The following is a 13164-nucleotide window of genomic DNA, read 5'->3' as shown; positions in this document are numbered from 1 at the left end:
CCGTCCCCAAAGCCGATTGGAGTGGGTTGACCATCCATTTCTGCAAGGCTGCACGCTACCGCCGGCGGGACCGAACCCGGCGACGTGTACACTATCGGGTTTTTGCGTTTGATTTCATCGTGCAAGCGTCACAGCGCACCGTGTTCAGCGCGCCGGCGCTGGTCCGTTTATTGGCTCGCGTGTCGGCCGCCGAGGTCACCGAGTCCGGCCCGTCCCCGTTTGAGCGGCTCAGCGAATGGCTGAGATGGACCGATGCCATCGCCTTGTCGAATGTGCTCGACGCGGCGTTGCCTGCATCAACACCGGCATCCGCATCCGCGTTGCCATCCGCGTCCACATCGCGCGCGCCTGTCGCGGGCGATGCCGAGGCACGCCTGTGCGCCGAAGCGCGAACCGCGCTTGCACGAGCCATTTCCGAAGATAGTGTGTTCGTGTTTTCGAAGCAGAGTCCTCATTCGCATCCGAACCTGCCGCACTCGAACTTGCGTCAGGCACGCACAGGTTCGCTCGACCCGGCGGGTACTGCGGTGCGTCGATCGAGCGAAGGCAGTGCATCACGCGACGCTGCACCGGCCTCGAAAGGGGACGACACGTTCGATTACAGGGTGGTCCGTCAGCACTATCTTTCGATGCAGCAAATGATGGAAGCGCGCGTCGCCGATCTGCGCGACCGGCTGCGTCAACGGCTTGCAGCATGCTCCGTGCAGATGGCACGCCTCGCGGCGATCGACGAGATCATGGAGCGTGCGCTCGGCGAGCGGGAACACGCGCTGTTGGGCACCGTGCCGGGCTTGCTCGAAGCGCATTTCAAGCGCCTGCAAGCTGCTGGGCTTCAAGAAGCTGAGCCGCAAGAGGTTGAGCGCCAAGCAGCAGAGCCAAAAAGGGCCGAGTTGCAAGAGGCCGAGATTCAAGACACCAGGTTTCAAGACGCTGAGCCGCACAAGGCTCAGTTGAACAAGGCAGAGCGGCATGCGCCAGACGGCGCCGCTGACACGGTCAAAACCTCGAAGCCTGCGCGCGGCGCGTGGCTCGATGTGTTCCGCAAAGACATGCAAAGCGCTTTGCATGCCGAGCTCGCCATTCGTTTTCAACCGGTCGAGGCGCTACTCGTAGCGTTTCGCGTCCGCTGACTGGGGCACCATGTCCAGATTTCGTATTCACCTTATTGTGTTTGTGGCGGGCCTTGCCGCCCTGTGCTGGGTCGGCGCGAGCTACGCGACGACAAACCCGCTCGCGCTGGCCGTGAGCCTGCTGATTGGCGCGTGCTACTGCGCGGGCGCGGTCGAATTGCAACGCTATCAACGCGCGACAACCTCGCTCGCGCAGGCTGTCGATGGCCTGACCGTCACGCCGCCGGATCTCAGGTCCTGGCTCGATAGCTTGCATCCTTCGCTTCGCGGCGCCGTTCGCCTGCGCACCGAGGGCGAGCGCGCGGCGTTGCCCGGCCCCTTGCTGACTCCGTATCTCGTCGGTTTGCTCGTGTTGCTCGGCATGCTGGGTACGCTGCTCGGCATGGTCGCTGCCTTACGAGGCACCGGTCTCGCCCTCGATAGCGCGACCGACCTGCAGGCCGTGCGCGCGTCACTTGCGGCGCCGGTGAAGGGGTTGGGGTTTGCCTTCGGCACGTCGATCGCAGGCGTGGCGACGTCGGCCATGCTGGGTTTGTTGTCGGCGTTGTGCCGGCGTGACCGCGCGCTCGTGGCTCGCCGTCTCGACACGAAACTGGCGACAACGCTGCGTCCGTTTTCCCTCAGCTTCCAGCGCGAGCAGACGTTCAGCCTGCTTCAGCGACAAGCGGGCATGATGCCGGCGCTGATCGCGCAGCTGCAGGCCATGATGGAGACGATGGAGCAGCGCAACGTCGCGCTCAACGAACGCCATCTCGCGACCCAACGCGACTTCCAGGACAAGATCGAGACGTCCTATGCGCGACTGGCGCAATCGGTCGAGCAATCGCTGAAGGACAGCGTCGCGGAGAACGCGCGCGTCGTCGGCACAACGCTTGAACCGGTGCTGCAATCGACGATGGCGGGCCTCGCACACGAAGCGACCTCGCTGCGTGAGACTGTCGCGAGCGCCGTGCAACGTCAGATCGAAGCCTCGTCGTCAGATCTCGACGCCGTCACGCATCAATTGGCCGACACATGGAAACGTTCGCTCGACGCGCACCAGCACACGAGCGAGGCGTTGTCCGGTCGCCTCGGTCAATCGCTGGATCAGTTCTCTCAGGTGCTCGAGCAGCGCACATCAGGACTGCTGGACGGCGTGGCCGCACGAATCGAAACCATGACCGGCACCGTTTCGCAGACGTGGAACGAGGCATTGAGCCAGCAGGCGAGTGCGCACCAGGCCCTGGCAGATCGGAACGAACAGACGTTGACCCAGGCGGTCGCTGCGTTCGACACACGCTCGCAAGCACTGCTCGGCAGCGTGCGTGAGACACAGACGGCATGGCAGGCGGACTTCGCCGCGCGTGAAACTGAGCGCCTCGGCGAATGGCAGAAGGCACTCGGCGCCATCACAGGTGAACTCAAGTCGAGCTGGAATGAAACCGGCGAGCATACGACGCAGCGTCAACAGGCGATCTGCGACGCACTAGCACAGACCGCCCGCGACATGTCGGCACAGTCTCAAGCCCACGCACGCGAGACCATCGCCGAGATCGAACGCCTCGTGCAGACCGCGTCCGACGCGCCGCGCGCCGCCGCGGAAGTCGTCGCCGAACTTCGGCAAAAGCTGTCGGACAGCATGGTGCGCGACACCGCCATGCTTGACGAGCGCGCTCGCCTGTTGCAGACCGTCGACACGCTGCTCGACGCCGTCAACCACGCCGCATCCGAACAACGTCAGGCCGTCGATGCGCTCGTGTCGACATCGACCGATCTGCTCGATCGCGTGGGCAAGCAGTTCTCCGACACCATCGAAACCGAAGCACGCAAACTTGACGGTGCCGCAGCCGAAGTCACCGGCAGCGCAGTCGAAATGGCCAGCTTCGGCGAAGCATTCGGTGCCGCGATGCAGATGTACGGTGAATCGAACAACACGCTCGTCGCGCATCTCGAACGCATCGAGACCGCGCTCGACAAGTCGGCTGCACGCAGCGACGAGCAGCTTGCCTACTATGTCGCGCAGGCCCGGGAGGTCATCGATCTCTGCATGTTGTCGCAGAAGCAGATCATTGAAGACATGCAGGCGCTTGCAGGTGCGCAGGCATCGGCGGGAGCCACGCCGGCATGATGGAAGACATCGATGGCGGCATCGAGAACTCCACGCCGATCTGGGCCGCATTCGGCGACCTGATGTCGGTGTTGCTCGGGGCCTTCGTGCTGATTCTCGTCGCGGTAGTCGGCGTGCAGGTGCAGTTGTCGACCCGGCTCGAGCAGGAGGTCAAGCAACGGCAGCTCGAAACGCAGCGGCGCGAGGCACTCGAGCATGCGCTCGCGGGTCCGCTGGCTGCAGGTCGGGTCACGTTCGTCAACGGCAAAATCGGCATCAGCGGCAGCGTCCTGTTCGAGATCAATTCCGATCAGTTGCAGCCCGCGGGCCGCGACTTGCTCAAGACCCTCGCCAAGCCGCTCGCGGACTATCTGAAGTCGCGCGACGAGATCCTGATGGTCAGTGGTTTCTCTGACGATCAACAGGTGCGTTCGGGCAACCGGCGCTTTGCCGATAACTGGGAGTTGTCGGCGCAACGCGCATTGACGGTCACACGCGAATTGATTGATCAAGGGGTGCCCGCGTCGTCGGTCTTCGCCGCAGCGTTTGGTTCGGAGCAACCGGTCAGTTCGAATGCCGATGCCGAGGGCCGCGCAAAGAACCGTCGTGTCGAAATGTCGCCTGTGCCCCGGGCTCAGGCTTCGGCCTCCGGCGATCATCATGAGTGATTCGAGTGTGCGCGCCACGCTCGATGCCTGGCGCGAAAGCGGCGCCGATCAGCTCGATCCCGTGCGGTTTCGCGTGATCGATGCGCTTGATCGGCGCGCAGCGACGTACCAGGGCGCCTCTCGTGATGTGCTCGACCGGAAGCTCGCTGCATGGGTCGAGCGCTATCGGCAAGACCTCGAACATCATGCAGTCGAGTCCGCGCCCGCCGTCGATTCGGCACGCAGTGCGCTGTCCGATCTCATGGCGCATATCGCAACCCAGACACGATCCACTCCACAAGCGCCGTCGCCGTCGCGCACGAACACAGCGAGCGACATTCCGCGCTCAGCCATCACAACGAACGCCGTGCAGCCCGAAGTGGAAGTACTCGATTACTTCCGCGAGGTGTGGGAAAAGCTCAACTCGGAGAATCAGTGGCGTCAGTTTTCGACGCAAGTCCCCGAAAACGCGGGCCCGCTGAATACCGAGAAGCTGATGCTTCGTACGCTGTCGTTGATGCGCGACGTATCGCCCGAGTATGCGCGACAGTTTCTTGCGTATGTGAACGCACTGTCGTGGATGGATCGCGTCGCCGGCGATATCGTGCCGGTCAGAAAGGAAGCGCCGAAGCCCGCTGCGGCGCCCAGGCCGGCGGCGGCCCGCAAGAGTCCGCGGGCCAAGACGCGCTAGTCACGTCAAATCGCGCCGAGTCTGCCGGAAGCAGACTCATTCAGCTTCGCTCAGGACTTATCGGCGGCAAGACCGGCGCGCAACAGCGCATCGACCACGCCAGTCAGTCCTTCCGGGTCCGTTTCCGCGCGTTCCTTGAGCACCTTGACGAGCTCCGCATCAAGCTTGCAGGCAAACGGAACAAGGCCCTTGGCCTGATCCAGCTTGCGTTGCTCGCGGCGGTCCAGAGGCGCGGCAGTCGCTCCCTTGCCGAACCGGTCCGAATGCGATGCCTTCATCGCTTGCGTGAGTTTGAGCGCCTTGTTCTTCTCAAGGTCGGTTTTCTTCATCGGCATGGTGCAGGGTCCTGTCGTCGGCGCATCGAGCGCGTAAAGCGCGTATTGTACGCAACCGCATCCTCGACGACGGACTTTGCCTGCTGAACCCGATGACGACGTCGGTGGGGCCCCGCATGGCCCGAAAAAGGCGCTGACACATCGATTCCACCGATTTCATCGATCCGGCCCACGTCTTCGATCAAGCCAATATCTTCGCCAGGGCCGACGTCGTCGATCAGCCCAACCTTCTCGATCACACCGACTTCACTTCACCGCCGTCCATCCGCAGCGTCGATCCCGTCATCCATTTCGCGGCGGGCGATACCAGGAACGCCATGAGTTCCGCAATTTCCTCGGGCTGACCGTAACGCGAGATGCCAGCCTCCGCGGGGAAACGCGCCGTCGCTTCTTCAACGGTCATGTTATGAAGCGGCGCCCAGTGTTCGAGATATGACTGACGCCGCCCGGTCATGACCGGGCCCGGCAGAACGCTGTTCACCTGAACGCCATCGGCAATACCGCGATCGGAAAACGCCTTCGCCAGCGCGACGATCGCCGCGTTGATCGTGCCGACCGCTGCATAGGGCGCTTTCGGAAATAATGCTGAGTTACCCGACATCATCACGACGGAACCCGATGCCGCCTTCAGCGCCGGCCATGCCGCAACGGTCAGTCGACGTGCGCCATGAAGTTTCAGCGCGAGACCCTTGTCCCACTGTTCGTCTGTCATATCGAACAGATCGATTTGCGGCACCGCGCCTGCAATATTGAGCAGCGCATCAATGCGCCCGAACGCACCCAGCGCTTCGTCGACGACTTTTTGCGCGGCACCGGACTCGGCAAGGTCGAGATCGAGCACGATCGCTTTCGCACCAGCAGCCTTGACCTCTGCAGCTGTTTCATTGAGCTTCTCGCGGTTGCGTGCAACGAGCACCAAGGAGTCGAAATCTTGTGCGAGCCGCACGGCGGTCGACCGTCCGATACCCTGGCTTGCACCCGTCACAATCGCCACTTTGCTGGACATCTTGCTTCTCCTGTCTTAAGGATCGTTAAGCATGCCGGGCTGCGGGTCCGATCACGCGTCGCACCACGCGCAATATCCCGCAGCCGTTTTTGCTTCCATCACTCAATGCGCATACAAGTTTCGATTGCCATGTATGCGCGTGTGCAACATCAGCCTGGGTATTTCCACAGAAATTTGCCCAGAAATTAGCCCAGAAATTCCTTGATTGCCGTGGCGATCTCGGTCGCATGCGTCTCAAGTGCGAAGTGGCCCGTATCGAAGAACCGCACATCGGCATTCGGGATGTCGCGCTTGAACGCTTCCGCGCCCGGCGGCAGGAAGAACGGGTCGTTCTTGCCCCATACCGCGAGGAAGCGCGGCTTGTGCGTACGGAAGTACTCCTGGAACTTCGGGTAAAGCGCCACGTTGCTCCGGTAATCGCGGAACAGGTCGAGTTGAATGTCATCCGCGCCAGGCTGGCTCAGATAAAACTCGTCGAGCGTGTAACCGTCGGGAGACACGGCGCTCGTATCGGCCACGCCATGGGTGTACTGCCAGACCGTCGTGTCATGCGTGAGCATCGCGCGCAGCGCCTCACGATTCGCCGGCGATTCGTCTTGCCAGTAAGCGCGAATCGGATTCCAGCCGTCGCTCAGGCCTTCCTCGTAGGCATTGCCGTTCTGCGAAATGATTGCCGTGATCCGCTCCGGGTGTCGAACCGCGAGCCGGAAACCCGTCGGTGCGCCGTAGTCGAAAACGTAGACCGCGTAACGATCAAACCCAATTACTTCGGTGAATCGTTCGATCACGTTTGCGAGGTTGTCGAACGTGTACTCGAATTGATCATGACGCGGACGGTCCGACTGCCCGAAGCCCGGCAGGTCCGGCGCGACGATGTGATAGCGGTCTGCAAGCTGCGGAATCAGATCGCGAAACATATGGCCCGAGCTCGGGAAGCCGTGCAGCAACAGCAGCTTCGGCGCACCCGCACGGCCGGCTTCGCGATAGAACACCTTAAAACCGTCGACGTCGGTATGGCGGTAAGTCGTGGCGGACATGGTCATGCTCCTTGAGTGATGGGCGATGCGAAAGAGTCAGGAAAAACGACGCTGCTACACGCTATCGCGCTGCAACGGGAGGTTGCAGTGCGGCACTGCAGCAATTTCCTCCGCGGTGCCTTAGCGACTTCAGTCATCGTTATGTAACCGTTGTTACGTTGTTGAGAAGGTTACGAATTCAGCATGTAACTTGTCAAGTGGTTTTTTAGTGGTTACGATATCGACACTGAGATTTCGCATGTACGTGTGCTGCCATGGACTACCAACAGATGCCCGCCATCCTTGTGGCCGACGCGCCCGGGCTGGATTTTTTGAATTCGATTGCGACGCCGGTCGATCACGAGATCGACTGGATTAGCGATGGGCAAGGCTTGCTTCAGTGGTTGGCGCAGGCCGGGCTGGTGCCACAGCCGGCGCTCGAGGCGATGCGCTTGCATCATGAGGCCGCGGACTTTGACGCAGTGGCAGTCAAGGCGCGCGAGTTGCGCGAATGGTTTCGTCAGTTTGTGCGCAGCCGGAAGGGCCGGCCGCTGACCGCGGAGGATATTGGCGAGATCGATCCGGTGAACCGGCTGCTCGCGCTGGACCAGCGTTTCGAGGAAGTGGTGGCCCGAAACGGCGACGGCGGGGCGCCGTTCGAGTTGCGTTCAGGGCGGCGCTGGACAACGCCCGATACGCTGCTGATGCCGATTGCCGAGGCGCTCGCCCGGCTGGTCTGCGAAGAGGACTTCACGCACGTCAAGGCATGCGAAGGCTCGCGCTGCACGTTGATGTTCGCGGATCACACGCGAGGGCACGCGCGTCGCTGGTGCAGCATGGCGATGTGCGGCAACCGGGCGAAGGTCGCCGCACATCGCGCGCGGATCAAGCAGCGCGACAACGCGTGATCGGATGCGTGGGGGCCTGAAGTAGGCGTGCGCCCGCGCTGCGGATCCGTTTGTGGCTCGCTGCTGATACGCCACTCGTGGGTGAGTGGTGTACTGCGCGGGCGTCCGTGTCAGGCATCACTCGACGCGGCCGTCGGAAACTGGCTCATGTCCATAAAGACGGTTTCCCAGATATGACCGTCCGGGTCCTCGAAGCTGCGGCCGTACATAAAGCCCAGATCATGTTTCGCGTTCACATCGGCCTTGCCGCCGTACTCGCCGGCCGTGTCGGTCATCCGGTCGACTGAGGCGCGGTCGTCGCAGCTGAGCGCCAGCATGACTTCGCTTGCCTCATGCGCGTTGACCAGCGGCTTTTTCGTAAAGACGGCCCATTTTTCCGGCGTCATCAGCATCACGTAGATCGTGTCCGAAATGACCATGCACGCGGTCGTATCGTCGGAAAACTGCGGATTGAGCGTTGCGCCGATCGCTTGATAGAACGCCTTGGACTTCGAGAGATCGCGTACGGCGAGATTCACGTAAATCTGTTGGGCCACAGTGTGCTCCTGGCAGGTTGGGATGGATGTTGAGGTGCGGGCCGGCGTGCGGCCTCATCCGTACGACGAAGACATCCGCGTCGAATCGACATTGTTGACCAATTCGCGTCGAAAAAAGCGCGCTTATACGCTGGCGCTTGCCGCGACGAGGCCCGACACCCGGGCAGTCAGCCCGCGTCCACGCGGATTGTTTATCAGCGTCAGCGTTGACCGGTGACGAATCGCGACCTGCTGTGCGATAGCAAGGCCGAGTCCCGATCCCTGTTCCGATGTGTCGGTGCCGCGATAGAAGCGGTCGAACACGTGGCGCAATTCGTGTTCAGGAATGCCCGGTCCGTCGTCGACAACCTCGATCCAGATGCCGGACTCGTCGATGCCCAGCCGGATATCGATCTTGCCGCGCACCTGCGTATAGCGGATCGCGTTATCGAGCAGATTGCCGATCAGCAGGCGAAATGCGTCTTCGTTGCCGACGATTTTCCATGGCGCTCCGGCCGGCGTGACACTCGGCGTATCGATGCCCAGATCGATGTAACGTTCTTCGGCCAGGATCGAGGCATCCATCAGCACTCGCACGGCAAGTGCGTGCAGATCGAAGGGCGACATCTGCGTATTGGCCGCGGCGTCTTCGCGCGCGAGTGCGAGCAACTGTGCAACAAGGTGAATCGTTCGATTCAGGCGCGCCTCGAGCCTGCCGAGTGTCGGCACGTCGCCTGTGACCGTGCCCTCGCGCATCCCGACCTGAAGCTGGAGCTTGAGTGCGGTAAGCGGCGAGCGCAGTTCATGCGCGGCGTTCGCGACAAACGTGCGTTGCTGAGCGAGTGCGACGTCAAGCCGTTGCAACAGATCATTGAGCGCTTCGACAAGCGGGCGCAGTTCGACCGGAATACCCGACGACACGTCGATCGATTCGAGTGAATCCGCGGTCCGTGTGGCGAGTTGCTGCGTGAGGACCGTCACCGGGCGCAGCCCGCGGCTCACGACCAGCAGCACCAGACACATCGCGCCGGGCAACAGGATGGCAAGCGGCCACAGGGTGCGCGCGGCGAGACGCAATGCGAGCTGGTCGCGGACCTCGACAGGTTGTGCAACCTGAACAAAGCGGTCGGACTGCTCGAGTCCGAACACGCGCCAGTCGTGCTCATGAATCTCGATCGTCGAAAAGCCGGCAGATTGTTTCGGAAGGGGGCTATCCGGCGTCTCGGTCAGAATCGGCTTGCCATCCTTCGACCAGGTCTGGATGGTGATCCGGTCATCGCTGATGCCCTCGAACGCACCATCAGGGCGGGTGACGAGATCGGCGTCGGCGACGACGTGCGGCAACGACATCGCGACCGTGCGCAGTTCGTAGTCGAACAGTTCTGCCGCCTCGGAGTTGGCGGTCCGGAAGATGGCATAGCCGGCGATCGCGCACACGGCGATCACGCCGCACAGGAGCCAGCCCACAAGCCAGCGGCGGATCGAATGCATGCGCACCGGACCCGATGGCGCTCGCGAAACCCAACGACGCAGCAGCGTGCTCATTGCGGACGCGCGAGCCGATAGCCGACGCCGCGGATCGTGACGATCTGCTCCGCGCCGAGCTTGCGGCGCAAGCTGTGCACGTAGACCTCGATCGCGTTGCTGCCGATTTCCTGGCCCCATCCGTAGAGTTTGTCTTCAAGCTCCGACTTCGAAAACACGCGGGTCGGTTCTTCGATCAGGGCCTGCAGCAGCGCGAATTCGCGCGGCACGAGCGGCAGCATGGCGCCGTCGAGCTTGACCTCGTGCCGGGCCGGGTCGAGCGTCAGACGACCATGGACGTAGACAGGCATCGCCTGGCCTGTGCGCCGGCGCAGCAAGGCGCGTACGCGCGCCGCGAGTTCGTCGACGTCGAATGGTTTGACGAGGTAGTCGTCCGCGCCGGCATCGAGACCGCGAATGCGATCAGCCACGGCGTCGCGCGCCGTGACGATCAGCACGGGCGCGCGTCCGCCGCGGCGGCGGTACTGCTCGAGCACGGTGATGCCGTCCTTGTTCGGCAGGCCGAGATCGAGCAGCACGAGGTCGTAGACGTCGTTGGCGAGCGACAGCTCCGCGGCACGGCCGGTATTGGCCCAGTCGACGGTATACCCGGCATGGCGCAACGCCTGCTGGGTGTTTTCCGCGATCATCGCGTCGTCCTCGACGAGTAAGAGTCGCATCGGGTGAGCCTCCAGTTCGCGGTATTGTCCGCGCGCGCAACTTAAGGATCTCTTAAGTTGGTCCCGCTGTCTCCACCCGGTCATTCGCTCCATTGCCGTATGCTTCGCGCTGGACGCAGTTTTCAAACGGTCATAAGGACTCTTCATGCCTTCCCTCGATTGGCTGAGCCGCTTGCTCGTCATGATGCCAGTGAGCGGTCAGCTCGAAATCCGCTGTGCCTATGGCGCGCCGTGGCAGGTTGCCTACGAACGTTCGACGCCGGGCGAGATGCCGTATCACGTCGTGTTGTCCGGCAAGGCGGTGCTCGAGACTGAGGATAATCGCAAAAAGATTCATCTCGGAGCCGGCGATATCGTGTTGATGGCGCACGGATCGGCCCATGTGCTCCATGACGGCACGGGTGCGCGGCCTGCACGCGCGCGCGTGAGCGAGAGCCTGAATTTCGAACTCAGCGAGAATTCGGGCAAGGGCGAACGGCTCGACATGCTGTGTGGCCGCTTTGTGCTGTCGCCGCCGCACGACCGGCTCATGCGTGACTATTTCCCCAACACATTGGTGGTGCGAACGGCCGCGAAGCGCGGCTCGTCGTCTTCTGCATCGTCGACATCATCGGCATCTTCGTCTTCGGACGTATCCGCGTCGGCCGCGTCGCCGACGGATACACCGTACGCGACCGACACGACGACGCAGCTCACCATGCTTGTCGACATGATGCGACGGGAATCGATGGGAGCGCATCTGGGCGCCCATGCCATGCTCAACGCATTTTCCGCCGCGCTCTTTGCGCTGACCCTGCGCAAGGCAAGTGAATCGGAGACGGCGCCCATGGGGCTCCTTGCGGGGGCCGGTCACCCACGTCTTGCACCGGCCTTGACGGCGATGTTCAACGATCCAGCCCATCCGTGGACGTTGCCCGAGCTCGCGGTGCTCTGCCATATGTCGCGCGCGACGCTGGTGCGGCAATTCCAGGACCACGTGGGGCGCTCGGCGAGCGATCTGCTGACCGATATTCGAATGACGCTGGCGGCGAACGAACTGCGCAATCCGTCGGCGTCGACGGAAGCGGTTGCCGAGAAGGTGGGGTATCAGTCGCTGGCGGCGTTCCGACGCGCGTTTGCGCAGCGCGTCGGTGTTACGCCCGGTGAATGGCGCCGTGCCGGACGCGACGCGGCGTAGCCACGTCGCGCATCTGTGCGCGTGCCGATGACAGTTACTTGACCGGCGGGAAGTCGAGGTCGGTGTCGTTGATGCGATTGAACGTGTTCGTGAAGATCGTCAACGCGACGGCGAGGGAGATATCCACGAGCTGTGCTTCGGAGTAACCCACTGCGCGAATTGCCGCAAAGGCCTCGTTGCTGATCGTGCCGCTGGTCTGCTGGATCGTGCGAACAAACGCGATCAAGGCATCGCGCTTCGCATCGCCGGTCGGCTCGCCCTTGCGGATCTGACGCAGCGTTTCGGGCGAAAGGCCCGTCATCTTGCCGAGCACCGTGTGCGCGGCTTCGCAATAGTCACAGCCGGTCAGTGTGCTCACCAGCAGCTTCACGGTTTCGACGTCCTGCTTCGACAACGTGCTGGCAGCAAGCACGCCTTCGGCATTCAATACCGCCTTCAGCGATTCGGGCGCAAGCGCACCGATTGCGACGAACAGGTTCGGCACGCTGCCTGCGGCCTTCTTGATCTGCGCATAGACTTCTGCGGTGGCGCCGGTGGCTTGTGCAACGGGAGGGACGGTGATGCGGCTCATGGTGTGGCTCCTTGAGGTTCAAGTGGGTGAAGCGCGTTAAGGAGCCTCCACTTTATGTTTGCGCGATGAGTCTTATAAGTCTTTAAATTCTCCAAAATAGACTGATTAGTATCACATCGGTTTGTGCCCTGTAAGTCGCGTCCCACGGCACGCGACCTGCCGACCGACCCGGCGAAGGATGACCCATGACCTGAATGGCCGTGGTCTTTGCGCTAATGACTCGCAGGTTCGACCCGCTCGCGATGTACCGGGCCAAAAAACATGGCGAGGAACCGCTCACGCCCGACGATACGCGAGATTTCGGCCAGCACGCAGTAGTTCGCGATCAAGGTGAACAGCAGAATCTGAATCGCCCAGAAATGCGGCCAGTTCATTTCGAGCAGCAGCTTGTGATTCGCCGCGGCGAACGCGTGTGTCTCTTTCCAGTAGTCGTACAGATGCTCGAGGTAATGCACGACCAGTGCGACGAGCGTGTAGATCAGCGTCTTCCACGAGACGTTCCAGACGAGCGGCTTTTCGGGGAAGCGATTGATAAACGGAAGCATGTTCGCGAGCAAGACGGACTTGCCCAGTATCAGCGCGGCCAACGTGACGGACGCTGAGGTCGGCAGCGAGATCCCGGTATCGAGCGTCATCAACGACCGGATCAACGCAACGATATGCAGAATCACAAAGAAGAAAATGGTGGGTGGAAGCATCTCGAGAAACTCATGCTTGATCGTCGCCGTGAATTTGCTCATGGTCGCCTCCCGCGATGAATGACGCATGCCCGCACGGGACGCACTCGCCATGTGCCGGAGCGTGGCCGCACGCGTGCATCCCTGCACAACCAACATAGCATGTGCGCCAGTCAGCATGATGCGTGTGCGACGGCGTCG

At 62.2% G+C, this 13164-nt stretch carries 14 protein-coding genes; 6 read left to right on the top strand and 8 right to left on the bottom strand.

Going from position 1 to position 13164, the window contains the following annotated elements:
• The first annotated feature begins 119 nt into the window (after nt 1-119).
• The 4 genes from ACMFWR_RS23725 to ACMFWR_RS23710 are packed head-to-tail and all read left to right on the top strand — an operon-like array spanning nt 120 to nt 4554.
• A complete protein-coding gene (locus tag ACMFWR_RS23725; protein ID WP_413197135.1) occupies nt 120-1130 on the top strand; it encodes a DUF3348 domain-containing protein in 1011 nt (336 codons plus the stop codon).
• A 10-nt stretch (nt 1131-1140) separates the two neighbouring features.
• Nucleotides 1141-3237 (top strand): DUF802 domain-containing protein, encoded by a 2097-nt coding sequence (locus ACMFWR_RS23720; protein ID WP_413197134.1) that lies wholly within the window; start codon nt 1141-1143, stop codon nt 3235-3237.
• Nucleotides 3234-3884, top strand: a complete 651-nt coding sequence (locus ACMFWR_RS23715; protein ID WP_413197133.1) for an OmpA family protein — start codon at nt 3234-3236, stop codon at nt 3882-3884. The genes ACMFWR_RS23720 and ACMFWR_RS23715 overlap by 4 nt, the downstream gene beginning before the upstream one ends.
• Nucleotides 3877-4554, top strand: a complete 678-nt coding sequence (locus ACMFWR_RS23710; protein ID WP_413197132.1) for a DUF2894 domain-containing protein — start codon at nt 3877-3879, stop codon at nt 4552-4554. The genes ACMFWR_RS23715 and ACMFWR_RS23710 overlap by 8 nt, the downstream gene beginning before the upstream one ends.
• 50 nt (nt 4555-4604) lie before the next feature.
• On the opposite strand, the gene ACMFWR_RS23705 is transcribed toward ACMFWR_RS23710, so the two are convergent.
• From ACMFWR_RS23705 to ACMFWR_RS23695, 3 genes are all read right to left on the bottom strand, one after another.
• Nucleotides 4605-4889: a hypothetical protein gene (locus ACMFWR_RS23705; protein WP_413197131.1), complete on the bottom strand. Its 285-nt coding sequence runs from the start codon at nt 4887-4889 to the stop codon at nt 4605-4607.
• A 235-nt stretch (nt 4890-5124) separates the two neighbouring features.
• On the bottom strand, nt 5125-5895 hold the full coding sequence (locus ACMFWR_RS23700; RefSeq protein WP_413197130.1) for an SDR family oxidoreductase: 771 nt from the start codon (nt 5893-5895) through the stop codon (nt 5125-5127).
• A 185-nt stretch (nt 5896-6080) separates the two neighbouring features.
• Nucleotides 6081-6932, bottom strand: a complete 852-nt coding sequence (locus ACMFWR_RS23695) for an alpha/beta fold hydrolase (RefSeq protein WP_413197129.1) — start codon at nt 6930-6932, stop codon at nt 6081-6083.
• A 254-nt stretch (nt 6933-7186) separates the two neighbouring features.
• Between ACMFWR_RS23695 and ACMFWR_RS23690 the strand changes: the two genes are divergently transcribed.
• The gene (locus tag ACMFWR_RS23690) at nt 7187-7819 is read left to right on the top strand and encodes a CGNR zinc finger domain-containing protein (RefSeq protein ID WP_413197128.1); all 633 of its coding nucleotides are present in this window, start codon (nt 7187-7189) and stop codon (nt 7817-7819) included.
• A 110-nt stretch (nt 7820-7929) separates the two neighbouring features.
• Here ACMFWR_RS23690 and ACMFWR_RS23685 read toward each other — a convergent pair whose 3' ends face one another.
• The 3 genes from ACMFWR_RS23685 to ACMFWR_RS23675 form a co-directional block, all read right to left on the bottom strand.
• Nucleotides 7930-8355, bottom strand: coding sequence for a VOC family protein (locus tag ACMFWR_RS23685; RefSeq protein WP_413197127.1), 426 nt, complete (start codon nt 8353-8355; stop codon nt 7930-7932).
• A gap of 123 nt (nt 8356-8478) precedes the next feature.
• Nucleotides 8479-9879, bottom strand: coding sequence for an ATP-binding protein (locus ACMFWR_RS23680; protein ID WP_413197126.1), 1401 nt, complete (start codon nt 9877-9879; stop codon nt 8479-8481).
• Entirely contained in the window at nt 9876-10538 is a 663-nt protein-coding gene (locus ACMFWR_RS23675; RefSeq protein ID WP_413197125.1) for a response regulator, read from the bottom strand. Before ACMFWR_RS23675 ends, ACMFWR_RS23680 begins: the two co-directional genes overlap by 4 nt.
• A gap of 145 nt (nt 10539-10683) precedes the next feature.
• On the opposite strand from ACMFWR_RS23675, the gene ACMFWR_RS23670 reads away from it, so the two are divergent.
• Complete coding sequence (locus ACMFWR_RS23670) at nt 10684-11715, top strand: cupin domain-containing protein (protein WP_413197124.1); 1032 nt, start codon at nt 10684-10686, stop codon at nt 11713-11715.
• A 34-nt stretch (nt 11716-11749) separates the two neighbouring features.
• On the opposite strand, the gene ACMFWR_RS23665 is transcribed toward ACMFWR_RS23670, so the two are convergent.
• Together ACMFWR_RS23665 and ACMFWR_RS23660 are read right to left on the bottom strand one after the other, a co-directional pair.
• Nucleotides 11750-12286 (bottom strand): carboxymuconolactone decarboxylase family protein, encoded by a 537-nt coding sequence (locus ACMFWR_RS23665; RefSeq protein ID WP_413197123.1) that lies wholly within the window; start codon nt 12284-12286, stop codon nt 11750-11752.
• Nucleotides 12287-12498: 212 nt separating this feature from the next.
• Nucleotides 12499-13026: a hypothetical protein gene (locus tag ACMFWR_RS23660; protein WP_413197122.1), complete on the bottom strand. Its 528-nt coding sequence runs from the start codon at nt 13024-13026 to the stop codon at nt 12499-12501.
• Nucleotides 13027-13164 lie beyond the last annotated feature (138 nt).

Origin of the sequence: Pararobbsia alpina, from assembly GCF_965118125.1 — a bacterium.
Lineage (GTDB): Bacteria > Pseudomonadota > Gammaproteobacteria > Burkholderiales > Burkholderiaceae > Pararobbsia > Pararobbsia alpina_A.
The sequence above is the reverse complement of the archived record's forward strand: the minus strand, read 5'-3'. Positions and strand labels throughout refer to the sequence as shown.